Raw genomic sequence first — 23,500 nt, forward strand, 5'->3', positions numbered from 1 at the left:
ACGCCGGCTTTTTTGTTGCTGTGATGGGAGCTGCACCCGATAGCGGGGTGTGCGGGCACACCGCCTACTCGCCCCATTCCCGTGCCATCGTCGCGAGGATGCAGCCTTCGCAATAGCGGGCGTCCTTGTAGTCGATCCAGTTGTGCGCATAGACGCGCTCGGGCGGGATGTCGTAGCGCGCGCGCAGCACCCGAACGAGGATCTTCCACGCCGCGACCTGCGCCTCGGTCGGCCCCGCCGTCACATCAGGATAATTGCCGGCGAACTCGACGCCGATCGAATTGTCGCGCACCACCTGGCGGTAGGTCGGCCGGTTGTCGATGTACTTGTTGTCATTGCGGTTGGCACCGTCGCCGTGGGTCGGCACGAGGTTCTCGGCGACCGCCCAATAGACCGTGCCGTCGGTCTCGACCCAGACCGTAACGCCGCGCCGCGTCGGGTTCCTCGCCTGCGCCTGCGCGCCGCCGCGGGCGGAGCCGGCCGGTCCCTCGGTCTGGTGCACGATGATGTTGCGCCAGGGTCTTGCGTTGCCGACCTCGCCCCACGGCGCCAGCCAGACGATCTTCAGGCCGGGGATGTCGGGCGTGCCGGAGGCGCGCGCGAGCCTGGCGAGCTCGGCATCCGCAGCAGCGGCGGAGACGATCGGAACGAGAGCGGCGAGGACAGCCGCGAGCAGGCGAAACATCATCATGCAGGGCCCCATGCGACGCCGAGCCTAACAGGCTTTACGCGAATGTCCGCACCGTCCCGACAGCCTCGGGCGCCAGCGGCGGGGCGGGGTCATAGACCGCAAAATCGTTCTTGCCGTTCTTCTTGGCGGCATAGAGGGCGTGGTCGGCATTGGCCATCAGCCGGTCGGGAAATGCGCCGATGCCGCGATCCCACTCCGCAACCCCGATCGAGATCGCGATCGGAATGTCGCGGCCGCTGCAGCTGGCGGCGTCCTGACGGCAGACCTCGAGCACGCGGCGGGCGATCGCGGCAGCCTCGCGCAGGGACGAGGACGGCAGCACGACGCAGAACTCGTCGCCGCCGGTGCGGGCGAGCATGTCGCCGGGCCGCAGGCGGGTCTGCGCCATCAGGGTGAAGTGCTTGAGGCAGGCATCGCCGGCGGCATGGCCATGGGTGTCGTTGATGGTCTTGAAGCCGTCGAGATCGATCACCAGCAGCGAGAACGGCTCGCCGCTGCGCTCCGACCGTGCGCATTCCTCGGACAGACGCTGCAGCAGATGCCGCCGGTTGGCGACGCCGGTGAGATCGTCGAGCAGCGCGAGGTCGGCGACCTCGCCCCGCAAGCTGTCCATCGCCATCAGCAGGAAGCCGAAATTGAGGGTCATCGACAGGAACAGCAGCCCGAGCACCATGATGGCATGGGCCTGGCCTCCGGCGCGCGCCGAGAGATCGTAGCCGAGCAGATTGCCCACGGTGCGCACGAGCAGAATCGCGATGATGCTGAGGATGACGATGCCGGACAGCTTGGCGCCCGGACTGACGCGGCCTTCCGGCGACAACAACAGACGCAGCGCCAGCACCAGCGGCAGGGCCTGTCCGAACGTGTAGCTCAGCATGCGCAGCTGCATGTGCTCGAAGCCGACCATGAAGACCACGACGCCGACGAGGCTCAAGCACCCCGTCGCGGTCATCAGGCGCCACGACACCGGCCGATCGTAGAAGCGCTGAATGCCCATGGCGGCGAGGCAGCTCGCAGCGATGACGCCGCCAGCGCCGAGCAGCAGCGGCAGGGGAGAGGCGACGAACAGACGGATCAAGGCCGTCATCGCGCCGGCCGCACCGACGAAGGCCGATGCCATCCAGAACCGCGCAGCCGCGAAATTCGGATAGGAACGCGTCACGTAGGCCCAGATCACGCCGAGCGCCAGGAAGTTGACGACGAAGACCGTCCACAATGTCGGTACGTTCAGCATGGCGCGTACAGCACGCGCCGCGTCCCGCCCCCCGTTGCCGGCAGCCGTCCATCCATGACCCATCCCCGTTTTCTTGCGGAAGACAATGCGACGGTTGCGCTTAATGGAGTCTCACTGCGACCTCTGAAAACGCGCCCTTGGTTTTGGATTCATGAACGACACGCGCCATTGTCGGATCGTTAAGTCTGTCGCCGCCGATGGCCGTGCTGGCGCGTGAGGCGGATTCGCGACCAAAAATCACCCGAAAATGCATCTGAGCTGTGGATAACAGGATGACACGGATGTGACGACGCGGGGCAGCCGGCTGCGAATCTGCTGAGTTTGTCGTCGAGGATGTTGCGAGGCTGGCCCTCCGCCGAGCATCCCTCGTGTCGCGTTCCACCATTAACCCTTGAGAGGATACTATGGCTAAGAAAGCGAAGAAGGCGGCGAAGAAGAAGGCGAAAAAGGCCAAGAAGGCGAAGAAGAAGTAACGAGGCTTCTGTTTCTTTGCCCGGGTGGACTCAGCTCCGCCCGGGCGTCGGGTCGATCGAAATTGGCGGGCGCAAGGCCCGCTTTTTTATTGGATTGGACCCGCTCCACTCTCTCGCTCCCTCTCCCCGTTCTTACGGGGAGAGGGTGGGGTGAGGGGCTTCTATCCACACGCGCGGCGGTCGAGATATCTGTACCCCCTCACCCGGATTGCATCTTCGATGCAATCCGACCTCTCCCCGCAAGCGGGGAGAGGTGACGAGACACCTACCGCTCCGACAACGCCAGCTTGGCGCCGAGTGCGGCGAAGCCGGCGGCAAAGCTGCGGCGCAGCCAGGCCATGACGGCCGGGCGGGAGATGACGCGCTCGCGCACCGCGGCAGCGCAGAAGCCGTAGAGGACGAACACCGCGAAGGTCATCGCCATGAAGGCGCCGCTCAATTCCAGCATGCGCGCCAGCACATGGGCCTCCTCCGCCGCGATGAATTGCGGCAGGAAGGCGAGGAAGAAGATCGACAGCTTTGGATTGAGGATGTTGATCAGGAAGCCGGTGACGATGACGCGGCTGCTCGATCGCTCCGTGATCTCGCCGCCAACCGCCAGCGCCCCGGTCTCGCGCAGCGCCTGCCAGGACATGTAGAGCAGATAGGCGACGCCGCACCATTTCAGTGCGGCGAACGCGAGCGCGCTGGTGTGGAGCACGGCGGCAAGGCCGAGCATCGCCGCCGCCATGTGCGGCACGATGCCGAGCGTGCAGCCGAAGGCGGCCGCCACGCTGGCGCGCGAGCCGCGGGTCAGCGCCGCGGCCAGCGTGTAGAGCACGCCGGTGCCGGGCGAAGCGACGACGATGAGCGAGGTGAGCAGGAAGGACCAGGTCATGGCCCGACCTTATCACCGCAGCGCGCTCCGAGAAAGCGAGCGCGTCAGGACAGCTGAGCGATCTCGGCCTCGCGCAGCACGTCGAGCGGCGCCCAGGGCTTGGCCCAGAATTTGGCGCCGTCGGGCAAGGGCTGCTTCAGGGGGCGGCCCGAGGTGACCACGACGTCGAGCTTCGGATTGCGGTCCTTGGCGACATGCGCGAGCTCGACGCCGTTCATGCGGCCGGCCAACTGGACGTCGGTCAGCATCAGGCAGAGCGCGCCGGCGTTGTTGTCGAGGACGCGCTCGGCGGCTTCGGCGCTCTCGCACTGGATGACCTGGTAGCCGCTCTCCTCCAGCAGGACGCAAAGCATCTCCCGCTGCATGGCGTCGTCTTCAACGATCAGCGCTGTCGCGCGAAATGGCGTCGCTTGTCCCATCGGCGGCTCCCAATGCATTGCCTCCATAACGAATGTTAAAAACCGAGACCCGCTACGGTTCGGTTCCATTCTGAAAAAATGTAAAGCATAGTTCCATCATCAGGGGCTTGACGGGGGAAATTCATGACGACGATTCGGGGCGCTGCCGCCATCACGGGAGCCGCGAGCGGCATCGGCCGGGCACTGGCGATCGAGCTCGCGCAACGCGGCTGCGACCTCGCGCTGGCCGATCGCGACGAGGGCGGATTGAAGGCGCTCGGAGCAGAGATCGGAACAACGCGCAAGGTCAGCCTGCATCGCGTCGACGTCGGCGAGCCTGATGACATCGCGCAATTCGCAAGCGAGGCCATCGCCGCGCATCCCGCCCTCGGCATCGTCGTCAACAATGCCGGCGTTGCGCTGATGGGCTCGTTCGAGGAGATCGACCAGTCCCAGATGGATTGGTTGTTCGACATCAATTTCTGGGGCGTGGTGCACGGCACGCGCGCTTTCCTGCCGCATCTGAAGACGATGGGCGAGGCGCACATCGTCAACCTCTCCTCGATCTTCGGCATCATCGCCCCGCCGGGCCAATCGGCCTACGCCGCGGCGAAGTTCGCGGTGCGCGGCTTCTCGGAGAGCCTGCGGCACGAGCTCAGCGTCGCGGGCAGCCCGGTGAAGCTGTCGGTCGTGCATCCCGGCGGCGTCGCCACCGCGATCGCGCGCAACGCCCGCACCGGCGTCGGCGTCACCGACAATGCCCGCCGCGCGCAATCGATCGAGCGGTTCGAGAACGCGGCGAAGACCTCGCCGAAGGACGCCGCACTGCGCATCATCCGGGGCATCGAGCGGAACGAGCCGCGCATCCTGATCGGCAACGACGCCCGCTTCATGGACCTGCTGCAGCGCTTCCGCCCTGGGACGTATTGGGCGCCGTTGCAGCGGAAGCTGGAAAAGATGGCGAAGGGGACGTGAGTTGGGGGAGGCAATGTCTCTCCACCGTCATTGCGAGCGCAGCGAAGCAATCCAGACTGTCTCCGCGGAAAGACTCTGGATTGCTTCGCTGCGCTCGCAATAACGAGTGTGGCCGGCGGGGTGTCTCCCTCACTGCCCCATCAGCCGGTCGGCGAAATAACCGATCGTCTTGCGATAGACCACCGCGCGGTTCCACTCGCGCATCGCCTCGAAGTTCGGCGTTCCCTCGCCATAGGGCTGGCCCATCTTGAAGCCGCTCGTTTTCAGGAGGTTCGCGGTCGAGGCAAGCACGTCGGGGATGCTGTGGCGGAGGTCGACATGGCCGTCGCCGTCGAAATCGACGCCGTACTTGATGTAGGACGACGGCAGGAACTGGGTCTGGCCGATCTCGCCGGCATAGGCGCCGATGAGGTCGCGCAGCGGCAGGTCGCCGCGCTGCACGATCTTGAGCGCGGCCAGCAGCTCGCCCTGGAACAGATCGGTGCGGCGGCAATCATGCGCGAGCGTCGCCAGCGTGCGGATCACCGGCAGCTTGCCGGTGTCGCCCTTGCCGAAATCGCTCTCGAGGCCCCAGATCGCGACGAGGATATAGCGCGGCACGCCGAACTGCTGCTCGATGCGCGACAGCAGCGCGGCATGGCGCTGCAGCAGCGCGCGCCCGCCATTGATGCGGCCGGGGCCGACGCGGGTCGAGACGTACTGCTCGAAGGTCTTGTTGAAGGTGTAACGCTGGCGCCGGTCGAAGGCGAGAACCGCAGGGTCGGGCGCCACGCCGCTGAGCGCCGCATTGGTCACGCCTGCCGAGACGCCGCCAGCCTGCGCCTCCTGCGCCATGCTGGCGATGAAGCCGTTGAAGTCGCCGCCGCAGCGGGCGGCCTGCGCCGATCCGCCGGCCAGAGACACGACGAAGGCAACGGCGAGAAGCAGTCTCGGCATGTGGAGCAAACCCCCAGAGAATCCCAGTGCGAAGCAGTGCTAAGGATCATGCCCGGGAACGCCGCGAGCGTCAAAGCGACCAGATCAATGATATCGGTGCCCCCGACCGACGGCGCCGAAACAAAAACTGCAAAACAACCCCATGCACGGTAGAAGTCCCGCGATGACACTTACGGTTTTTCCGAATCAACGTTGACTGTCGGGCAAAACAGTGGTATTGTGCCAACATCGCAAGCTCCAGACGTTGACGCCCGCGCGCTCTCGCTGCGTTGCGAGCGCGCGGCAAGATGAACAAAATACTTCGATGATCCAAAGCATCTGCTTTTCGAAATTTGGGGAACTCGCGATGACCATCAGCTGCATATCTGATGCGCCTGCTGCGACATCCTCACGCGACGATTGGCCTTGCCATGGCAGCGCACAAGCGATAACCTTCTATTTTAGGTTGTCGCCCCGCCAGCCCCGGGCGACGCTGAAGAGATAAACGGCGGGCTTCGGCCCGCCGTTTATTGAAGGCTTCGCATCGACCTCGTCCGAAGCGCATCGCGCTTTCATCAGCAACAGATTTTGCCGGCCGATCGCGCAGACCTCAGCGCCATTGCTGCTGCATGGCGGCGATCCCGAAAGTCATTTGACTGCGGCGTCCTGATCGAGGACAAGCCGCCATGGCCAAGAAACCCGGAACCAACCCCAAAGGCGAATTCGCCTTCTTCAACGTCGTCTATGCCGACGATTCCCAACGCTCCAACCGCCGCGTGCCAGCCGAGCTCCTGGGCGGCCTCGACGGCGACGAACCCGCCCGCGCCTTCATCATGGAGCAGGACCGCGAGATCGCGGAAAAGAGCGGCAAGCCGGCGCTGGAGATCAAGCGGATCGAGCGGGTCGGGGCGAAGAAGAAGTAGGCGGGCTAAGGCAGGCGCTCACCAGCGCCCGCTCCATCTATTCCAGGCAAACAGCAGATCGGCAAACCGGTCATAGACAAACCGCGTGACCGGCAGCGCCGCGCGATTGCCTGATAGCGCCGCAAGCCACCCCTCCCCCGGCGTCAACCGCCAGAGCGCAATCGCGACATCCGCACCGACGATGAGCCGCCCGGCCTCATCGGTCGCATGCAGGCGCCGCCTGATTTCGTCGAGCGACGCACCGAATGCGCGAGCGCATCGGGCTGCTCGTTGATGTCCCTGAATTCGACCGTGCCCGCACGCACCAGCGCCAGCAGCTTGTTGCGCTGCCAGTCGATGCCGGCGTCGCAGACGGGGCAGCGGGTGTCATTTCCGAAGCAGGCAATAGAGATCGACTTCGGTGGCTGAGCGCTGCAGCTAGTAGGCACAAAAACCGTGGGCTTTCAGCCCGCCGCCTTTTGAGGGATGGATCCCACCGAGCTCTCGATTGACTCGCTAGCTTTGAAAATCCTCCTGTTCCCGCGGCCGGAGCCGCATTCCTAACAATCGGCCCTTAGGGCTGTCGTCAGTGAGACGTATCCTCACGAAGGGATCGACCTTGAAATTGAAGTCTTTCCCACTAACCAAGCCCGAGTTCAAGCAACAGATATATTGAAAGCCAAACTCCCTTGATTTTTGACTGGCCAAATTCAAAGCCGAGGCAACTTGTCGAGGATCTACGTCAGCGAAAAGCGTACTATCATGAACAAGCGTGCCCAGGCCCTTCTTTAGCTTCGCCCAAATCGTCGCGACGGCAAGATCAAAGCAGAACACCACCATCTGCCCAACGCCATCACTGCCCTCACGATCGATAACAAACGAAAATCGATAACCAGCCTTTCCAACGTCGACACTCAAACGCCCAGGCACGCCATATAGAGCAGACGTATATTCTGCGAAAAGGGCGCGAACCTCGTCGACAGCTTGCCTTCGGTCATCCAGATCTGTCTTAAGAAGCGCCTTCAGCCTAGAAATTGATACGGCTAGCTCATCGTCCAACCGGTCAAACTTCTTTCGCTCATCAATCTTCGAAACCAGCACCTCGTGCTGAGCATTTAGATCAGCGTACGAACGTTGGAGTTCTATGAGGGTCTCAATTGCCCCGCTGGAATTCAGTATCCTGAGAAGTCGCGTCTTCTCCACCGAAATACGATCTATCTCGGCCGTGCGCCTTTCTATCTCAGCCGATAGTCGTTTGATTTCCCCGCTGAGAAATTCCTCTCGATTGCGATAAACGTCGCGGTGAAATTTCGAGACGGCATCAATCGTCCTGAGAGCCTCCTCCTTAAAGACTGCGCCCGCGTCGCGCAGAATCGCGAGAGGCCTCTCGGGATCAATCTCAGGCAAAGCCCGCGCGCTCTCACGATAATAGTCTAACAATCGACGATCGGAAAAATTCTGATTGACTTGATCATGTAACCGCCGATCGAGAGCATGGAGGGCCTCTTCGAGGTCCTTGTAGTCAGACCGAACATTGAAGCTCTCAACTTCTTCCTTCTTCTTTCGAAGTAGCAATTCGGATGCCACTCGCCGAGCTTCTAAATCGCCAATAGATAGCGTGGCTTGAGATTCCTCTGCAGTCTTAAACGCCTCAATGGCGGCCTTGTTGCGATCGCGTGCCTGTATCTGCGACTCGATTTCCCGCTGCTTTCCCCAATTAAGACGCAGCAAAAAGCTCGTGCACAGGCGCTTCGATGCCCCCGATTGATTTTGGAACGCATTTTGCGGATCAACAAATGCTGATTTTCCAAGTCGAAGCAAATAGACTGCAAGGTCACGAAAAGAAGGAGAGAATTTCATCTCACCCACAGCCGCTTCTGGATAGTAGCGCTCAGCCAGAGCGACCTTCCATGCATCTAGGGAAATTTCTGAGACGCCTGATCCTACGTCAACAGTCTCGATATCTAGTCCCACGAGAAAGTTGCTCGTAACGCGCACGTGCTTTTCGCGGACGGTGCTGCGCGAAACCGTACAATTTAGAGCATTCCAAACAAAATCCAGAAAGAAGGTGGCACCCTTTAGCTCAGGATGATTGAGAACTTTCTCTCGTGCAAAATCTGATCCCAAGCAGAAATGAACGATCCTTACAAAGGTAGACTTCCCAAGACCATTGGTGCTCTCAGTCTCTTCTGAGTCTTCCGCGCGGTCAGCAAGAATTATGTTCATGCCATCTAGCAGAGGAACCTCGTTGAAGGTGCTGATGTCGGACCGAACTCGCGTTAGCATGGTCAACTCGATCGAGGACGAACGATCACTCCGCCCTCCAAATCTATAAGTCCTGCGGCAAATAAAAGACTCAACGCATCCGCAAACCTATCAAAGGTACGAATCTTCTCGTCTGCTGAAACTTTCTCCCACAGGGATGAGACGGTCTCATTCTGCGACACCAACTCAAGCAGGGTCGATGACAAGCCGACAATCGAGTAGTCGATGGGAACGTATCTGTTGGGAAGAGCTGTCATTTCCCTACTTCTCAAACACGTCACAGATCACAAAGAGGTGTGAGAGGATACATAGTCCTGCGGCCTCTCTCGATTGGTCGGCTCCGCCGCCGCCCGCCCAGTCATATAAGGAGTAGAATAGATCATCTCCATTGTACCCTTCGCTCTTTAGTTGCTTGTAACGTGCAACAAAGCCCTCCCGCAATCGTTCGGGAAAACTAGCGTTAAGTTGAGCAGCCTGCAGGAGAAGCATCTCCACCTCATGGGATTTCGCCGCGCCCAAATTGAGAAGGAACTCCACGGAAGTACTCAACTTGTTTTTCTTGATCTTGTCCCTGGGGGATATGATCTTTGTGTCGGAAGCAAATGACGCTTCACTTGACATTAGAGCCTTTGCTACGACCTCCAGCTCCGAATATCCAATCGCATTGATGCTGTACGAAAGTCGGGTTCTATAAGCTCGCTCCTGCGTCCTCTTCCATTCTAGCAAGTTGGAAGCGGGATAGTCTGCATACTGGCCGTCCACGACTACGTGATGGGTTGGACAACACAGGATCAGATTGTCTGGCGCGTTCTTCTGTGCCGCAGTTAGACCTTTCTTGCCACGCGGACCGTCATCGCTGGCGGCGTAGATGTGGCAAATCTGACCAACTACGAGCTCATCGGAAAGAGCAGTACCGGCTTTGATAATGGGATTATCGCATCCTGGCACAGCACATTTGTTGCCCGACAGTCCAAAAAGGATCTTGAGGGTCTTCGATGAGTACGACCGTTTGGGCGATTTTTTGGCCGGAGACTTGCCCTTAACCGTCTTGGATACCCTTTGCTTGGTGGCCACAGTACAGACCTAATCGAAAGAACGAATCAATAGACACACGCTGTCGTTGCATGGATGCACAATAGCGAGGGTTCCGCTACTTATCGAGAGGCAAATAACTGTAGCTATCCAAAGAATGAGCTGCTCATTCGATCGGATGAGCCTCAATTGGACAGCAATGGGCGCACGCTGCCCCTTAGCAGCATTTCGAGGAGGAGGAGGAGACGTGCGTATCACCCTCGGACGGGATTCGAGGGTGACACGTCCTAGTTATCCAAGAAGCTCCGCAGCTTCCTGCTCCTCGACGGATGCTTCAGCTTCCGCAGCGCCTTCGCCTCGATCTGGCGGATACGCTCGCGCGTCACGCTGAACTGCTGCCCCACTTCTTCCAGCGTATGATCCGTGTTCATGCCGATGCCGAAGCGCATGCGCAGCACGCGTTCTTCGCGCGGGGTCAGCGAGGCGAGCACGCGCGTGGTGGTCTCGCGCAGGTTGGACTGGATCGCGGCGTCGATGGGCAGGATCGCGTTCTTGTCCTCGATGAAATCGCCGAGGTGTGAATCCTCTTCGTCACCGACCGGCGTCTCCAGCGACAGCGGCTCCTTGGCGATCTTGAGGACCTTGCGCACCTTCTCCAAGGGCATACCGAGCTTTTCGGCGAGCTCTTCCGGGGTCGGCTCGCGGCCGATCTCGTTGAGCATCTGCCGGCTCGTGCGCACGATCTTGTTGATCGTCTCGATCATGTGCACGGGGATGCGGATGGTGCGGGCCTGGTCGGCAATCGAGCGGGTGATCGCCTGCCGGATCCACCAGGTGGCGTAGGTCGAGAACTTGTAGCCGCGGCGGTACTCGAACTTGTCGACCGCCTTCATCAGGCCGATGTTGCCTTCCTGGATCAGGTCGAGGAACTGCAGGCCGCGGTTGGTGTACTTCTTGGCGATCGAGATCACGAGACGGAGGTTGGCTTCCACCATCTCCTTCTTGGCCTGGCGGGCCTCGCGCTCGCCCTTCTGCACGGAGTGCACGATCTTGCGGAACTCGACGATCTCGAGGCCGGTCAGCGCGGCGAGCTGATGCACCTCGTGGCGGAGGTCCTTGATGCGGTCCTTCTCGTGGTGGACGAAGTTCTTCCAGCCCTTGGCCGAGAGTTTCGAGACGCGGTTGAGCCAGCGCGGGTCGAGCTCCGAGCCGGTGTAGTTGCGCAGGAAATCCTCGCGCGCGACGCCGTGGCTGTCGGCAAGGCGCATCAGGCGGCCCTCATGCGAGACGAGGCGCTTGTTGATGTCGTAGAGCTGCTCAACCAGCGAGTCGATGCGGGCCTGGTTGAGGCGCAGCGACTTCACCTCGACGATGATCTCGTCCTTCAGCTTCTTGTACTTGCGCTCCTGGTGCGGCGAGAGCGACTCGTTCTGGAGCTGGTTCTGGATGTCCTGCTCCTGAAGCTTGCGCAGCTTCTTGTAGCTGTCGGCGATGCGATCGAAGATCTCGACCACCTTCGGCTTGAGCTCGGCCTCGATCGCTGCGAGCGACATCTGGTTCTCGAACTCGTCGTCGTCCATGTCGGCTTCGGCCGCAGCCTCGCCGGGATCCTTCTCCTCGCCGGCATCAGCACCGCCGCCGGCAGGCGCGGCGCGGAACGGGGTCGGTGACGGCGGCGCCGCGGGCGGCGCGACATGGGCGGGCGCGGCTGCGGACGCGGTGGCTTCGCCGCCCTCGGCAGAGGCTTCGCCGCCCTCGCCATTGGGACCTGCGATCATCGCGGTGTTCATGCCGCCCTTGGCGTCCGGGCCGGCATAGGTCGCTTCGAGATCGATGATGTCGCGGAGGAAGATCTTGCCCTCGTTGAGCTCGTCGCGCCAGATGATGATGGCCTGGAAGGTCAGCGGGCTTTCGCAGAGGCCCGCGATCATCGCCTCGCGGCCGGCCTCGATGCGCTTGGCGATCGCGATTTCGCCTTCGCGGGAGAGCAGCTCGACCGTGCCCATCTCGCGCAGATACATGCGCACGGGATCGTCGGTGCGCTCGCCCGGCTCGCTCTTCTTGACCTCGGTGACCGCCTTCTGGGTGACCTCGACGAGCTCGTTGTCGGTCTCGTCCTCGCCCTCGTCCTTCTCCTCCTCGCCTTCGCTATCGTCGGCTTCGGTGACGTTGATGCCCATGTCCGAGAGCATCGACATGATGTCCTCGATCTGTTCGGGCGAGGTCTGGTCGGACGGCAAGACTTCGTTGAGCTGATCGAAGGTCACGAAGCCGCGCTTCTTGGCCTGCTTGATCATCTTCTTCACGGCCGCGTCGGACAGGTCGAGCAAGGGCGAGGGCGCGTCCTGGGAATCCTTCTCCGGCGCATCCGCTGCCTTGTCGTCTTTTTCCTTGTCCTTCGCCTGCAGCGTCTTTGCCTTGGTGGCCATCCATTGCTCCTAAACGCGCTTCATGCGAGACGCCCGCCGCGCCTTCGCGTGAATTCACATGAACCTGTTGCTCGACGCTCTCGCTTCGGCAGCTCTCGACACGGAAAGGGCGGCGCACAAACCTCTCGCCACCCCCAACTTTCTCTCGCCGGAATTGCCTAACGCTTCGTCAGCCTCTTTGTCGCGGCGGATGCAGGTGTAGTGCCAACAGCGATTGCGCGGATTCATTCCTGACGCGTCTGTTATGCCTGCGGCCGCCTCCGGGCCAAAGTGCTACAAGACCGTTAAGCCTCGATTAACCCTGTTTTTGCCGCCAAACCTAGGATTTGGCGAGTCTTTTAGCGGTTCCGGCCGCGGCCGTCCGCATGATTCTTTCATCACATGCTCTTCTGGAGCCGGCCCGACAGCTCGCCAAAACCCTCGATCAGGGCCTCGGTACCGTCGACTTCGCCTATCCGAGCCTTGACGTCTCGCAGCCACGCCAGATTGGCCTCGCTGGGATCCTCCCCCAAGGCCAGCTCGGCGTCTTTCAGCTCTCTAAGTAGTGAATGGTATTGCCGATGCAAGGCAACCAGCTGGTGCCAGGTGGCAAGAACGTCATCCCGGGCCGCGCCCTCGCGGGCGGCCCACACCGCGTGGGTCGTGATGACATTCTCAACCCTTTGAAGAGTTTGAGTAAATCCGCCCTTTTCGAGGTCGCCGCGCATCCTTTCGGCCTGCTCGCCGGGGTCCGGCGAGTGGTGATGGTCGTTGGCGAAGGCGGCGATGATGCCGGCCCGGAGCTTGTGGGCCTCGGGATGGGCCAGCTCCAGGGCGGCGACCTCCTCCAAATGCTCGTGCAGCAGCCAGGGGTGGTTGATCAGGCTTTGCAGAATCAGGGCTTCGCGACGGGAGATGGCGCTGCGCTGGCCCCGCATGATCGGGCTTGCCGCCAACTGGGGGCTCGCCGCCTGGTAGGGGCCGGAGGGGAGCAGGGTCGGACCCGGGGCGCCGCGACGGCCGCCGCCGAACCCTTGTCCGCCGAATCGATTCGGCCCGCTCCGCGGCTGGAACGGCCGGCCGCCACCGGGGCGGAAATTGCCCCGGCCGCCAAAGCCGCGCCCGCCTTCGGGCGCGAAGGTGCGCTGCAGCCGCTCGACGAAGTCGTCGCGATAATAGCGCCGCACCACCTCGTCGCGGATGCCGTTGGTGAGATCCTTGATGCGGGCCTCGAGCGCGGCGCGCCGCTCGGGCGTGGCGAAATTGCCGCCTTCGAGCTCGCGCGACCAGATCATGTCGGCGAGCGGACGGGCGGCGGCGATCACCTCCTCGATCGCGCCGCGTCCGCCCGAGCGCACGAGATCGTCAGGGTCCTGCCCTTCCGGCAGCAGCGCAAAGCGAAGACTCTTGCCGGGTGCGAGGAATGGCAAGGCAAGGTCCGCAGCACGATACGCCGCCTTCTGTCCGGCGCGGTCGCCGTCGAAGCAGAGGATCGGCTCGTCCGCCATCTTCCAGAGCAGCGCGAGCTGGCTCTCGGTCAGCGCGGTGCCGAGCGGCGCGACGCTGCCGGCAAAGCCGGCGGTGACCATGGCGATGACGTCGACATAGCCTTCGACCACGATCAGCTGGCTGCCGTCATGGGTGGCTTTGCGCGCGGTCTGGTGGTTGTAGAGATTGTCGCCCTTGTGGAAGAGCGGCGTCTCCGGCGAATTCAGGTACTTTGCCGGAACGTCCTTCTCCAGCGCGCGCCCGCCGAAGGCGATGACGCGGCCGCGCAGATCCGTGATCGGAAACATCACGCGATCGCGGAAGCGGTCGTAAGGCACGGGAATGTCCTCGCCGCCGATGAGCAGCCCGGTCTCGACCATGTCGTCGACGGAGACGCCGAGCTTGCCGAGATGCTCCTTCAGCGCGAATTTCTCGCCCGGCGCATAGCCGAGGCGGAACTGCAATTGCGTCGCCGGCGAGATGGCGCGATCGGCGAGATAGCCGCGCGCCTTCGCGCCCACGCGCGAGGCCAGCGTCTCGGCGAAGAATTTCGCCGCGAGATCCATCACGTCATGCAGCGAGCGCCGCCGCTGCTCTTCGCGCGCCGCGTTGGGCGTCACCGCCGGCAGCGGCAGACCCGCCATGTTGGCGAGACGCTCCACGGCCTCGGCGAACGGCAGGCCGTCGGTCTCCATCACGAAGCTGATGATGTCGCCGTGCTTGCCCGAGGAGAAGTCGTGGTAAAAACCCTTCTGGTCGTTGACGTAGAAGGACGGCGTCTTCTCCTGCTGGAACGGCGACAGCCCCTTCCACTCCCGCCCCGCCTTCTTCAGCTTGACGCGCTTGCCCACGACCTCGGAGACCGAAAGCCGGGCACGAAGCTCGTCGAGGAACTGGGGCGTGAAGCGCATGGGCTCTGTGTAGCGCGAACCGGGGTGAGTCGGGCGAAGGATCAGGGATATAGGTGCGGCGCGGCCAAAGGCCAGGTTTGTCGGGCTTATCCGCGCTGTTCACAGCCCGCGTCATTCCGGGGGCGCGGAGCGCGAACCCGGAATGACGCTCGAGAGGGGCCTTGAACCGCGCCCAGTTCCACGCTTCCATACCGCCATGTTCAGGACCTTTCGAGGCGGCCACAGCGGGGGCTGGCGGGTGACCTCGATTTCGCCAGTGACGGGCGAGCCCCTGCCCTTCGTGCCGGCGCTGTCGGTGACCGACAGCGACGCCGTCTCGTTGCCGCTGGTGCCCTCGCGCAATGCCTGGCGGCTGGTCGGCGTTGCGAGCAGCCTGCGCTACACCGAGCGGGCCGAGAAGCAGCAGCTCGTCGCCGTGCAGGCCGGCCTCGGCCGGCTGGAAGCAACCAGCGCGGCGCTGATCCCGATCCGCAAGTCGCAGGCCTGGTGGGACCTGACCCAGGAAGAGCGCCGCAGGATTTTTGAGGACAAGTCGCACCACATCGCCAGCAGTCTTCGTTTTCTGCCCGCGATCGCACGCCAGCTCTATCATTGCCGCGACCTCGGCGGCCCCTTCGATTTCCTGACCTGGTTCGAATTCGCCCCCGCGCACGCCTCGCTGTTCGAGGAGCTGGTGGCGATGCTGCGGCGGACCGAGGAGTGGAGCTATGTCGAGCGCGAGGTCGACGTGCGCGTGGTCAAGGAAGTGCTGTCGGCATAAAAGGTCTGCTCCCTCTCCCCGCAAGCGGGGAGAGGTGAAAACCGCATTCGCTGTCAGTGCTCCAGGAATCGCCCGGATTCGATGCGCGGCAGATCGGTAACCGGCCAGTTGTAGACATAGGTCCAGGCCTTCTCGGTGGTGCCGCCGGGCAACGTCACCTCGATCATCTGCCGCAGATATTCCGTCGGCTCGGGAAAGCCCTCGCCGCAGGCCTCGTACATGTCGAGCTCGCGCAAGAGCTCGTCCGGCACGCGCAGGTGAAAGAGCTCGCCATGAACGATGTCCGCCGGCGCCTCGGAGAGCAGCAATCCCGGATAGTGCTTCACCAGAACGAGCCGGCCGCGGCAGGTGGCTTTGCCGAGGAATTCGGCATGGCCCGCGAGCAGCCGCGCCATCGGGTGGTCGAAGCCGCGCATCAGGGTGCCGTAAACGAAGAGTCGATCCGAGCTCATGCTGTTCCAACGTTGCGGCGTCGGTGCGATACCGCTACTCCGTTTACACACTTTGTCATTCCATAGGCAAATCAGGATGGCTTTGGATATTGCCGACGTAGCAGATCAATTGCTCGGAGAGGGCGACATTCCGCCCGTACATGAGGTGAATGCGGCAGGGACATCGCCGTTCCTGCTTACCGCGGACCATTACGGACGGGTGCTGCCGCGCGCGCTCGGCGATCTCGGGGTCGCGGAGAGCGATCTCGTCAGGCACATCGGCTGGGACATCGGCATCGCCGGCGTCGCCGAGCGGCTCGCCGCGATGCTCGATGCGCATCTGATCGCGCAGCGCTATTCGCGCCTGGTGATCGACTGCAACCGCCCGCCCGGTGTCGCAAGCTCGATTCCCGTGATCTCCGAGGCAACCGCCATCCCCGGCAATGAGGATCTATCGGCCGCGGCCAAGGAGATGCGCCGGCGCGAGATCTTCGATCCCTATCACCGCCGGATTGGCGCGGCGATCGATGCGCGCGTCAACGCTGGCAAACCGACGGTGCTGGTGGCGCTGCACAGCTTCACGCCGGTCTATTACGGCGAGCCGCGGCCCTGGCACATCGGCACGCTCTATCGGCGCGACACCGTGCTGCCGCGGCTGATGCTGCAGCATTTGCGGGACGAGAGCGCGCTCGTCGTCGGCGACAACCAACCTTACGCGGTGAGCGACATCACCGACTACACCATTCCCGTCCACGGCGAGGCGCGCGGCCTCGTCAACACCGGCATCGAGATCCGCCAGGACCTGATCGCCGAGGCGAGCGGCCAACAGCAATGGGCCGAGCGGCTGGCGCGGATCCTGCGCGAGATCGAGGCAACGCTGCGCAAGCAGGGAGCGGCGTGAGCGGTCACTTCGCCCGCGTCAGCGCCAGCCAGATGCCGCCGCCGATCATGAAGCCGCCGGAGATGCGCGACATCAGCCGCGTGCGCCGCGCCGAGAAGAATTTTCGCGCGCGGCCGGCGGCAATCGCATAGAGCGCATCGGTCAGCACGGCCGTTACCATGAAGGTGACACCCAGCAGCGCGACCTGCGGGAAGTGCGGCTGGCTCATGTCCATGAACTGCGGGATGAAGGCGCCGAAGAACACCAGCACCTTCGGATTCGACAGCAGCACCAGGAATCCCTGCAGGAAGAAGCCGCCGCGCGGCGGCGGTGGCGGCGCGTCGATATCGACGCCCTCGACCGGCGCCCAGATCAGCTTGATGCCGAGCCAGACGAGATATGCGGCGCCGGCAAAGCGCACCCAGTCGAACCAATAGCCCATGGTCGCCATCAGCGAGGTCAGGCCGATCGCGACGATGCCGATGACGATGGCAAGCCCGGCCTGCGCGCCGGCCACGTTGATGAGCGCCGCACGCGTGCCGTGGCGCAAGCCATTGGCGATCACGAGGGTGACGATCGGCCCCGGCAGCAGCGCCAGCGCAATGCAGGCGGCGACGAAGGCGAAATAGGCTTGCATGGACATCATGGAAGGGACTCGCTGACGGCGGTTTCGCCGCATTAATGCATGGCGAGCGTTGGAACGGAAGACGTTCCCTATCTCTCTTCGCCTTCTTGACATGCAACCTTTTGGTTGCCTATTATCTCGACCATGGATGAAGTCTTCAAAGCGCTCGCCGATGCGTCACGACGGTCGCTGCTCGACAGGCTTCACGCCAAGAACGGCCAGACATTGAACGAGCTTTGCGAGGGCCTCGCCATGACGCGGCAGGCCGTCACAAAGCACCTTGTCATTCTCGAAGAGGCCAACCTGGTCACGACCATCAGGCAGGGCCGCGAGAAGCTGCATTATCTCAACCCGGTGCCGATCCATCAGATCGGCGAACGCTGGATCAAGAAGTTCGAGCGCAGCAAGTTAGCCGCGCTCAGCGAACTGAAACGCCAGTTGGAGAAGCGCGATGAGTAAGCCGGAGTTCGTCTACGTGACCTACATCGAGACCACGCCCGAGAAGCTGTGGCAGGCGCTGACGTCGAGCGAGTTCACCAGGCAATATTGGTTCGGCGCCGAGGTTCGCTCGGACTGGAAGGTCGGCTCGCCCTTCGCGCTTCTGCTCGATGGCGCGGTCACCGATTCCGGCGAGATCCTGGAATCCGATCCGCCGCGGCGCCTGTCCTACAGCTTCAAGCACCACAAGTTCGAGGAGCTGCGCAACGAGCCGGCCTCGCGCGTCGTCTTCACGCTCGAACCGTTCGGCCCGCTCGTGCGTTTGACCGTGCTGCATGACGGCTTCGTCGAGGGCGGCAAATATCTCGGCGCCGTCTCCAACGGCTGGCCGGCGATCCTGTCCGGGCTCAAGAGCCTGCTGGAGAGAGGCCAGGTCCTCGCCATCCCGCGCACGGCGCTCAACAAGGGATTCTACGCAAAATGAACCTCGATCAATTCAAGCCGCTGACCGTCTACACCATCTACATCGCCTCGACGCCGGAGAAGGTGTGGGAGGCGCTGACGTCCGCCGAGTTCAGCCGAAAATATTTCTCCGGCTTTGCGGTGGAGATGGAGCCGAAGCTCGGCGGCAGTTTCATTGTGCACGCGCCCGACGGCTCCGAGCACATCCGCGGCGAAGTGTTCGAGTACGATCCGCCGAGGAGGCTCACGGTGAGCTGGAACGTCAATTGGCCGGGCCTCGTGGAAAAGCTCGGCACCACCATTGTCACCTATGAGATCGAGCAGGCCGGCGAAGCCGTCCGCCTCACCATGAGCGAACGTCACGACCGCGAGCTCAGCGACGACATCCTCTCCGGTGGCCGCACCGGCTGGCCCGCGATCCTCTCCGGATTAAAGAGCCTGCTGGAGACGGGCAAGGCGCCGAAGATCGAGATGTCCCCGCCGGTGAGGTTGCTGGAAGCGCTGAAGGCGATGGGCATCAAGACGCCGTGATTGAAGAAGGACAAGCATCTTCCCCTCTCCCCTTGTGGGAGAGGGTGGCTCGCCGCGTAGCGGCGAGACGGGTGAGGGGTTTCTCTCCGCGCGCACTTCTCTCAATGAGTCCGGGGAGAGAGACCCCTCATCCGGCGCTTCGCGCCACCTTCTCCCACAAGGGGAGAAGGAAGAGCGCCGACACTAAGGCACCGGCGCCACCAGCCGCCGGTACAGATGCCACGTCGCATGCCCCAGCACCGGCAACGTCACGATCAGCCCGAGAAAATAGGGCAGCGCCGAGACGATCAGCAGCATCACGATCACGGCGGCCCAACCGATCATCGGCAGCGGGCTCGTCACCACCGCGCGCACGCTCGTCACCATCGCCGTGACGAAATCAACCTCGCGATCGAGCAGCAGCGGGAACGACACCACGGTCAGCGAGAACAGGATCAGCGACAGCACGGCCCCGACCGCATTGCCGATGGCCAGGAACAGCAGGCCCTCGCTGGTCGTCAGCACCACCGTCATGAACTCCTGCAAGCTCGAGAACGAGGCGTTGAGGCCGAGCAGCAGCGCGATCAGGAGCCGCACCTGGTACATCCAGATCACGAACATGAACAACGTCACGAAGGCCATCCAGCCGATCTCGCTGCGCGCGCGGATTGCGAACCAGATCGCAGAGAACGAGACCGGCTCGCCGCGCTCGCGGCGCCGGCTGACTTCGTAAAGGCCGATCGCAACGAACGGACCGATCAGCGCAAAACCGGCAGCGAGGGGATAGACCAGATAGACCATACCGAAGGCGGTGAGACAGAGCATGATGACGATGCCGCCGGCGGCGTAGAGCGCGCCGAAGCAGAGACCATAGAGCGGCAGCGCCTGGAAATCGCGCAGGCCCTCGACCAGCGCCTCGGCGATGTCGGCCGCCGCCACCGGACGCACCACCGGATCGACCTTGCCCGAGATGGACATCAGCTCCCTCCGCACATCGGCGCGATCTTCGTCGCGCGCATGCCGCGATATTAGCGCCGCCGCGCGGCGGCGCAACTCGAGGCCGGCCGGCGCGATCGGGAGCAGCGACGCAACACCGCTCGCACTCGGAAATCTTAAACCTTTCGCGCGATTTTCGCGCCGACGGCTATGGACGGGGCGGATGCTCGTGCCGCAAATTGTACCTCCGAGCACCCTCGCCCGAGAGAGCAGATCACCCACCGATGAGCCTGCGTACCCGGTTACTGATCCTCGTCATCGCGGCCATGCTCGTGCCCGCGATTCTGGTCGGGCTGCGCTTCGTGCAGAACCGGGCCAGCGAGATCGACGCGGCGCTGGCCAATCTCGCCGCATCGGCCGACGACATCGCCAGCGATCTCGGCGAGAAGATCCAGGGCACTGCGCAACTTCATTACGGGCTCGCCCGCGCCCGCGACCTCGACACGCGCGACAAGGCGGCATGCTCGGCGTTTCTGTCGGATGTCCGCGAGGAATATCCGCAGTTCACGGGTATCCTGACCATCGATCCCGACGGCAGGCTGTTCTGTGACTCGCTGCGGACCAACCGCACGCTCGACCTGAACGACCGCAGCTATTTCAAGGAGGTCAAGAATCTCCAAGGCGTCGTCGCGGTGGAGCCGGTGTTCGGCCGCCTCACCGGACTGTCGGTGCTGCAGATCGCCTATCCGGTGCGATCGGATACGGGCGCGCTGAAATTCGTGCTGCTCGCATCGTTTAACCTGAACAAATTCGCGGAGTTTCACCACAAGCGGCTGCTCGCCGAGAAGGACATCCTGTTCGTCGACGCCAAAGGCACGGTCCTGGCCGCGCGCAAGGGTGGCGGCTGGAGCGTACCCGTCGGCGGATCCATTGCGGGCTCCGACCTATTCCGCTTCGCGGCAGCGCCCGATGGCGAGCCATTCCGGGAGATCACCGATCGCGGGGGCCGCACGCAGATCTGGGGCGTTGCCCGCTCGCCGGCGATCCGCAAGGCCGGACTCTACATTTTGGTTGGGCGGTCCAAGGACGGACTGGTCGCGGCAGCGAACCGCCGGCTCTACGAGGACATGGCGATTCTGGCAGTGGCCTCGCTGCTGCTCCTCGCCGGCCTCTGGATTCTCACGACCGTGAGCATCGGACGGCAGGTCGGGCGGCTCGCCGCCATGGCGAAGAACCTCGGGCGGGGCGATCTCAGCGCGCGCATTCCGGAGCCTCACCCGGGCGGCGAGCTCGGCGGATTGATGACCCTGCTCAACAGCACGGCCGAATCGCTCGAGCAGCAGCGCGCCGCCATCGCCGATCTCAGCCACAAGCTCAGCCAGTCCCAGAAGATGGAAGCCATGGGACAGCTCACGGGCGGCGTGGCGCACGATTTCAACAATCTCCTGACCGTCATTCTCGGCAATTCCGAGCACCTCGCCGACAGGCTTGCGGGCAACAAGGAATTGCACCGGATCGCCGACGACATTGCCACCGCCGCCGAGCGCGGCTCCGACCTGACACGGAGCCTGCTCGCCTTCGCGCGCAAGCAGCCGCTGCGGCCGCGAGAGATCGACATCGCCGAGCAGGTGACCGGCATGACGCAGCTTCTGCAGCGGACCCTGGGCGAGCACATCGAATCCAGCTTCGCGTTCGCGCCGGATCTCTGGCTCGCCAGCGTCGATCCCGGCCAATTGGCGACAGCCGTGCTCAATCTCGTGCTCAACGCGCGCGACGCGATGCCTGACGGCGGCAAGCTGACGGTCGAGGTGCGCAATACATCGCTCGGCGAATCCGACCTCGACGTCAACGGCGAGCCGCGCCCCGGCGACTACGTCATGCTGGCCGTGAAGGATACCGGGTCCGGCATGAGCAGCGAGGTGTTGGGGCGCGCATTCGAGCCGTTCTTCACCACCAAGGAGGTCGGCAAGGGGACCGGCCTCGGCCTCAGCATGGTCTACGGCTTTGCGCAACAATCCGGCGGGCTCGTGCAGATGCAGTCCGAACCGGGTCAAGGCAGCGTGGTCCGGCTGTTCTTTCCCCGCCTCGCGACGTCGCCGAACGAGGAGCCGTCACCGGCAGAGCGTGTCGCCGCACCCGAGGGACACGAGACGATCCTCGTCGTCGAGGACGACGACATGGTGCGCGCCTATGTCGAGAACGAGCTGAAGGCGCTCGGCTACCGCGTCATCTCGACGGCGAACGGACCTGCGGCGCTGGACGCGCTGCGCCAGTCCGGGGACATCCAGCTTTTGTTCACCGACGTCGTGATGCCCGGCGGCATGTTCGGGCCGGAGCTGGCGAGACAGGCCGTTCAACTGCGGCCTGGACTCAAGGTGCTCTTCACGTCCGGCTACAGCCAGGATCCGGTCAAGACGCCCGACGGGATCGACGCCCGCATTCTGACCAAGCCGTTCCGGCGCAAGGATCTCGCCGCGATGCTGCGTACGGCCCTGTCGGAGCCGCCGCGGTAGATCAGGACGCGATCGTGAGCTGCAGCGCCACTGCGAGATTGGCCGCGAACAGAGCCGCATCGATGACGAAGATCCGGAGCATCGGGCCCTTCAACACCGGCCAATAGGCCACCCCGACGCGGCCGCCGCGCATCAGCACCGGGACATTGTAGGCGAACTGGCTGAAATGGCAGGCGGCAAAGAACAGAAACAGCGCGAGCTGCGCTTCGACCGGCTGGAAGAAGGACGGACGGGCCGCCAGCAGATAGAGCGACAAGAGCCCGATCGGCAGATTCATACCGCCGAGGAACGCGACGCTCGCCGCAAGGGTCGGCGCGATCGGATTGCTGCGCTCCTCTCGCGGCAGCAGGATCTTCAACGTGTTGGTTTGCGCGATGCTGAACTGGATGAACGCCCCGACGAACCAGAGCGTATTGAGGAGCAGGACGATGTCCGAAAACCGCATGGCTATTTTCCGTAAAAAGCTTCACTGCGCACCACACGGCCCGCATCGTCGAAGTCCATGAATTCGCTGGCGCGCGTATCGCCCAATTGCCACCACACCGTCAGCCGCGCGATCGCCTCGTCCCAGCTCCAGCCCAGGATCTTCAGGTCGGCAGTTTCGATGTGGCCATAGGCTTTGCGCCAGTAGGCGCGGATGTTCTCGGCGCCGGTGACGGTCGGAGACCCCGTCAGGGTGAGAGCGAGAGGGCTGCGCATCTGCGCATCGTCGGCGAAATGGGCGACGACCGCGTCGATATCGACCCTGCACCAATTCGCGCACCATGCCGCGACGAAGCTTGCGGCGGTCGCGCGGTTCATTGCCTGTCCGCTCACGACACGGATCCTCCCCTTGGCTCGTGGCCGGGAAGGTGGCAAAGCGCACGCCTCATGTCAACTATGTTGACTTGAGATTTCCATCAATTGTTGTCGGCGATCGCCTCCATCACGCCGATCCATCCCGCCGCACCGCTCGCCCCGACGCGCTCGAACGCCTCGCGCAGGACCTGGCGCTCGTGGTCCGAGGCCCGTTGCTCGATGCGCCGCCCCGCTTCGGTCAGGCGCAGCAGTTTCGAGCGGTGCTGCTCCGGCGCGCGCTTCGAGGTCAGGAGCTTGCGCTCCACGAGCAGATTGAGCGGCCGGTTGAGGGCCTGCTTGGAAATGCCGAGGATCTCGATGAGCGCGCCGATGGCGATGTCGGGCCGGCGCGCCACCACGTAGAGGATGCGATGGTGCGGACGCGACAGGCCCTGCTTGGCAAGATATGCGTCGGCCTCCAGCGTCATGCCGCGCCAGCCGTAGTACATGAGCTCCAGCGCCGCATCGAGCTCGTGCAGCTTTGCAAGCGAGGCGCGGTGAAGCCCCGCGGCTTGAGACGTCTTTGCCATGGTCGGAAG

The 23,500-nt window shown here is 63.3% G+C and carries 24 protein-coding genes and 1 pseudogene; 8 read left to right on the top strand and 17 right to left on the bottom strand.

What is annotated here, in order from left to right; translation table 11 throughout:
• Positions 1-64: 64 nt before the first annotated feature.
• From DCG74_RS01080 to DCG74_RS01095, 4 genes are all read right to left on the bottom strand, one after another.
• On the bottom strand, positions 65-691 hold the full coding sequence (locus tag DCG74_RS01080; RefSeq protein ID WP_172789021.1) for an N-acetylmuramoyl-L-alanine amidase: 627 nt from the start codon (positions 689-691) through the stop codon (positions 65-67).
• Between the two features lie 34 nt (positions 692-725).
• Positions 726-1,925, bottom strand: a complete 1,200-nt coding sequence (locus DCG74_RS01085; RefSeq protein ID WP_172789020.1) for a GGDEF domain-containing protein — start codon at positions 1,923-1,925, stop codon at positions 726-728.
• A gap of 738 nt (positions 1,926-2,663) precedes the next feature.
• A complete protein-coding gene (locus DCG74_RS01090; RefSeq protein WP_172789019.1) occupies positions 2,664-3,275 on the bottom strand; it encodes a LysE family translocator in 612 nt (203 codons plus the stop codon).
• Positions 3,276-3,319: 44 nt separating this feature from the next.
• Entirely contained in the window at positions 3,320-3,694 is a 375-nt protein-coding gene (locus DCG74_RS01095; RefSeq protein ID WP_172789018.1) for a response regulator, read from the bottom strand.
• Positions 3,695-3,817: 123 nt separating this feature from the next.
• On the opposite strand from DCG74_RS01095, the gene DCG74_RS01100 reads away from it, so the two are divergent.
• Positions 3,818-4,648: an SDR family oxidoreductase gene (locus tag DCG74_RS01100; protein ID WP_172789017.1), complete on the top strand. Its 831-nt coding sequence runs from the start codon at positions 3,818-3,820 to the stop codon at positions 4,646-4,648.
• Between the two features lie 129 nt (positions 4,649-4,777).
• On the opposite strand, the gene DCG74_RS01105 is transcribed toward DCG74_RS01100, so the two are convergent.
• Entirely contained in the window at positions 4,778-5,584 is an 807-nt protein-coding gene (locus DCG74_RS01105; RefSeq protein WP_172789016.1) for a lytic transglycosylase domain-containing protein, read from the bottom strand.
• A gap of 665 nt (positions 5,585-6,249) precedes the next feature.
• Between DCG74_RS01105 and DCG74_RS01110 the strand changes: the two genes are divergently transcribed.
• Complete coding sequence (locus tag DCG74_RS01110) at positions 6,250-6,486, top strand: hypothetical protein (RefSeq protein WP_157285020.1); 237 nt, start codon at positions 6,250-6,252, stop codon at positions 6,484-6,486.
• Between the two features lie 18 nt (positions 6,487-6,504).
• Here DCG74_RS01110 and DCG74_RS01115 read toward each other — a convergent pair.
• From DCG74_RS01115 to dnaG, 6 genes and pseudogenes are all read right to left on the bottom strand, one after another.
• A pseudogene (locus tag DCG74_RS01115) lies at positions 6,505-6,872 on the bottom strand (DUF393 domain-containing protein).
• Between the two features lie 109 nt (positions 6,873-6,981).
• Positions 6,982-8,691: a DUF2326 domain-containing protein gene (locus DCG74_RS01120; protein ID WP_172789015.1), complete on the bottom strand. Its 1,710-nt coding sequence runs from the start codon at positions 8,689-8,691 to the stop codon at positions 6,982-6,984.
• 62 nt (positions 8,692-8,753) lie between these two features.
• The gene (locus DCG74_RS01125; protein WP_172789014.1) at positions 8,754-8,987 is read right to left on the bottom strand and encodes an ABC-three component system middle component 6; all 234 of its coding nucleotides are present in this window, start codon (positions 8,985-8,987) and stop codon (positions 8,754-8,756) included.
• Between the two features lie 4 nt (positions 8,988-8,991).
• Positions 8,992-9,804 carry an ABC-three component system protein gene (locus DCG74_RS01130; protein WP_172789013.1) on the bottom strand — a complete coding sequence of 271 codons (813 nt, stop codon included), beginning with the start codon at positions 9,802-9,804 and terminating at the stop codon, positions 8,992-8,994.
• A 245-nt stretch (positions 9,805-10,049) separates the two neighbouring features.
• The gene (rpoD, locus tag DCG74_RS01135) at positions 10,050-12,191 is read right to left on the bottom strand and encodes an RNA polymerase sigma factor RpoD (protein ID WP_172789012.1); all 2,142 of its coding nucleotides are present in this window, start codon (positions 12,189-12,191) and stop codon (positions 10,050-10,052) included.
• A gap of 377 nt (positions 12,192-12,568) precedes the next feature.
• Positions 12,569-14,569: a DNA primase gene (dnaG, locus tag DCG74_RS01140; RefSeq protein ID WP_172789011.1), complete on the bottom strand. Its 2,001-nt coding sequence runs from the start codon at positions 14,567-14,569 to the stop codon at positions 12,569-12,571.
• Between the two features lie 196 nt (positions 14,570-14,765).
• Here dnaG and DCG74_RS01145 point away from each other — a divergent pair, with 196 nt between their 5' ends.
• The gene (locus DCG74_RS01145; RefSeq protein WP_172789010.1) at positions 14,766-15,329 is read left to right on the top strand and encodes a chlorite dismutase family protein; all 564 of its coding nucleotides are present in this window, start codon (positions 14,766-14,768) and stop codon (positions 15,327-15,329) included.
• Between the two features lie 53 nt (positions 15,330-15,382).
• Here the strand turns inward: DCG74_RS01145 and DCG74_RS01150 are convergent, their stop codons facing one another.
• The gene (locus tag DCG74_RS01150) at positions 15,383-15,781 is read right to left on the bottom strand and encodes a gamma-glutamylcyclotransferase (RefSeq protein ID WP_172789009.1); all 399 of its coding nucleotides are present in this window, start codon (positions 15,779-15,781) and stop codon (positions 15,383-15,385) included.
• 76 nt (positions 15,782-15,857) lie between these two features.
• Here DCG74_RS01150 and DCG74_RS01155 point away from each other — a divergent pair, with 76 nt between their 5' ends.
• Complete coding sequence (locus DCG74_RS01155; protein ID WP_172789008.1) at positions 15,858-16,661, top strand: N-formylglutamate amidohydrolase; 804 nt, start codon at positions 15,858-15,860, stop codon at positions 16,659-16,661.
• 4 nt (positions 16,662-16,665) lie between these two features.
• Here DCG74_RS01155 and DCG74_RS01160 read toward each other — a convergent pair whose 3' ends face one another.
• Positions 16,666-17,286: a LysE family translocator gene (locus tag DCG74_RS01160; RefSeq protein ID WP_246709014.1), complete on the bottom strand. Its 621-nt coding sequence runs from the start codon at positions 17,284-17,286 to the stop codon at positions 16,666-16,668.
• 123 nt (positions 17,287-17,409) lie between these two features.
• On the opposite strand from DCG74_RS01160, the gene DCG74_RS01165 reads away from it, so the two are divergent.
• The 3 genes from DCG74_RS01165 to DCG74_RS01175 are packed head-to-tail and all read left to right on the top strand — an operon-like array spanning position 17,410 to position 18,696.
• The gene (locus DCG74_RS01165) at positions 17,410-17,724 is read left to right on the top strand and encodes a helix-turn-helix transcriptional regulator (protein WP_172789007.1); all 315 of its coding nucleotides are present in this window, start codon (positions 17,410-17,412) and stop codon (positions 17,722-17,724) included.
• Entirely contained in the window at positions 17,717-18,187 is a 471-nt protein-coding gene (locus tag DCG74_RS01170; RefSeq protein ID WP_172789006.1) for an SRPBCC family protein, read from the top strand. Before DCG74_RS01165 ends, DCG74_RS01170 begins: the two co-directional genes overlap by 8 nt.
• The gene (locus tag DCG74_RS01175; protein WP_172789005.1) at positions 18,184-18,696 is read left to right on the top strand and encodes an SRPBCC family protein; all 513 of its coding nucleotides are present in this window, start codon (positions 18,184-18,186) and stop codon (positions 18,694-18,696) included. The genes DCG74_RS01170 and DCG74_RS01175 overlap by 4 nt, the downstream gene beginning before the upstream one ends.
• Before the next feature lie 183 nt (positions 18,697-18,879).
• On the opposite strand, the gene DCG74_RS01180 is transcribed toward DCG74_RS01175, so the two are convergent.
• Positions 18,880-19,653 (bottom strand): DUF2189 domain-containing protein, encoded by a 774-nt coding sequence (locus tag DCG74_RS01180; RefSeq protein ID WP_172789004.1) that lies wholly within the window; start codon positions 19,651-19,653, stop codon positions 18,880-18,882.
• A 242-nt stretch (positions 19,654-19,895) separates the two neighbouring features.
• On the opposite strand from DCG74_RS01180, the gene DCG74_RS01185 reads away from it, so the two are divergent.
• Positions 19,896-22,124, top strand: coding sequence for an ATP-binding protein (locus DCG74_RS01185; protein ID WP_172789003.1), 2,229 nt, complete (start codon positions 19,896-19,898; stop codon positions 22,122-22,124).
• A gap of 1 nt (position 22,125) precedes the next feature.
• Here the strand turns inward: DCG74_RS01185 and DCG74_RS01190 are convergent, their stop codons facing one another.
• The 3 genes from DCG74_RS01190 to DCG74_RS01200 all read right to left on the bottom strand — a co-directional run bounded on the left by DCG74_RS01190 (position 22,126) and on the right by DCG74_RS01200 (position 23,491).
• Positions 22,126-22,569, bottom strand: coding sequence for a hypothetical protein (locus DCG74_RS01190; protein ID WP_036030342.1), 444 nt, complete (start codon positions 22,567-22,569; stop codon positions 22,126-22,128).
• A 2-nt stretch (positions 22,570-22,571) separates the two neighbouring features.
• Positions 22,572-22,925 (bottom strand): nuclear transport factor 2 family protein, encoded by a 354-nt coding sequence (locus DCG74_RS01195; RefSeq protein WP_172789031.1) that lies wholly within the window; start codon positions 22,923-22,925, stop codon positions 22,572-22,574.
• Positions 22,926-23,023: 98 nt separating this feature from the next.
• A complete protein-coding gene (locus tag DCG74_RS01200; RefSeq protein WP_172789002.1) occupies positions 23,024-23,491 on the bottom strand; it encodes a MarR family winged helix-turn-helix transcriptional regulator in 468 nt (155 codons plus the stop codon).
• Positions 23,492-23,500: the final 9 nt, after the last annotated feature.

This window comes from Bradyrhizobium sp. WBAH42 (genome assembly GCF_024585265.1).
In the GTDB taxonomy this organism is placed as follows: Bacteria; Pseudomonadota; Alphaproteobacteria; order Rhizobiales; family Xanthobacteraceae; genus Bradyrhizobium.

Bases quoted from the DNA above. Each gene is read 5' to 3' on its own strand.
- DCG74_RS01120 (WP_172789015.1), bottom strand. From the start codon at position 8,691: ATGAACATAATTCTTGCTGACCGCGCGGAAGACTCAGAAGAGACTGAG.
- DCG74_RS01095 (WP_172789018.1), bottom strand. From the start codon at position 3,694: ATGGGACAAGCGACGCCATTTCGCGCGACAGCGCTGATCGTTGAAGAC.
- DCG74_RS01105 (WP_172789016.1), bottom strand. From the start codon at position 5,584: ATGCCGAGACTGCTTCTCGCCGTTGCCTTCGTCGTGTCTCTGGCCGGC.
- DCG74_RS01165 (WP_172789007.1), top strand. From the start codon at position 17,410: ATGGATGAAGTCTTCAAAGCGCTCGCCGATGCGTCACGACGGTCGCTG.
- DCG74_RS01190 (WP_036030342.1), bottom strand. From the start codon at position 22,569: ATGCGGTTTTCGGACATCGTCCTGCTCCTCAATACGCTCTGGTTCGTC.
- DCG74_RS01160 (WP_246709014.1), bottom strand. From the start codon at position 17,286: ATGATGTCCATGCAAGCCTATTTCGCCTTCGTCGCCGCCTGCATTGCG.
- DCG74_RS01175 (WP_172789005.1), top strand. From the start codon at position 18,184: ATGAACCTCGATCAATTCAAGCCGCTGACCGTCTACACCATCTACATC.
- DCG74_RS01090 (WP_172789019.1), bottom strand. From the start codon at position 3,275: ATGACCTGGTCCTTCCTGCTCACCTCGCTCATCGTCGTCGCTTCGCCC.
- DCG74_RS01195 (WP_172789031.1), bottom strand. From the start codon at position 22,925: ATGAACCGCGCGACCGCCGCAAGCTTCGTCGCGGCATGGTGCGCGAAT.
- DCG74_RS01080 (WP_172789021.1), bottom strand. From the start codon at position 691: ATGATGATGTTTCGCCTGCTCGCGGCTGTCCTCGCCGCTCTCGTTCCG.
- DCG74_RS01155 (WP_172789008.1), top strand. From the start codon at position 15,858: ATGGCTTTGGATATTGCCGACGTAGCAGATCAATTGCTCGGAGAGGGC.
- rpoD (WP_172789012.1), bottom strand. From the start codon at position 12,191: ATGGCCACCAAGGCAAAGACGCTGCAGGCGAAGGACAAGGAAAAAGAC.
- DCG74_RS01185 (WP_172789003.1), top strand. From the start codon at position 19,896: ATGAGCCTGCGTACCCGGTTACTGATCCTCGTCATCGCGGCCATGCTC.
- DCG74_RS01170 (WP_172789006.1), top strand. From the start codon at position 17,717: ATGAGTAAGCCGGAGTTCGTCTACGTGACCTACATCGAGACCACGCCC.
- DCG74_RS01110 (WP_157285020.1), top strand. From the start codon at position 6,250: ATGGCCAAGAAACCCGGAACCAACCCCAAAGGCGAATTCGCCTTCTTC.
- DCG74_RS01150 (WP_172789009.1), bottom strand. From the start codon at position 15,781: ATGAGCTCGGATCGACTCTTCGTTTACGGCACCCTGATGCGCGGCTTC.
- DCG74_RS01100 (WP_172789017.1), top strand. From the start codon at position 3,818: ATGACGACGATTCGGGGCGCTGCCGCCATCACGGGAGCCGCGAGCGGC.
- DCG74_RS01125 (WP_172789014.1), bottom strand. From the start codon at position 8,987: ATGACAGCTCTTCCCAACAGATACGTTCCCATCGACTACTCGATTGTC.
- DCG74_RS01200 (WP_172789002.1), bottom strand. From the start codon at position 23,491: ATGGCAAAGACGTCTCAAGCCGCGGGGCTTCACCGCGCCTCGCTTGCA.
- DCG74_RS01180 (WP_172789004.1), bottom strand. From the start codon at position 19,653: ATGTCCATCTCGGGCAAGGTCGATCCGGTGGTGCGTCCGGTGGCGGCG.
- DCG74_RS01145 (WP_172789010.1), top strand. From the start codon at position 14,766: ATGTTCAGGACCTTTCGAGGCGGCCACAGCGGGGGCTGGCGGGTGACC.
- dnaG (WP_172789011.1), bottom strand. From the start codon at position 14,569: ATGCGCTTCACGCCCCAGTTCCTCGACGAGCTTCGTGCCCGGCTTTCG.
- DCG74_RS01085 (WP_172789020.1), bottom strand. From the start codon at position 1,925: ATGCTGAACGTACCGACATTGTGGACGGTCTTCGTCGTCAACTTCCTG.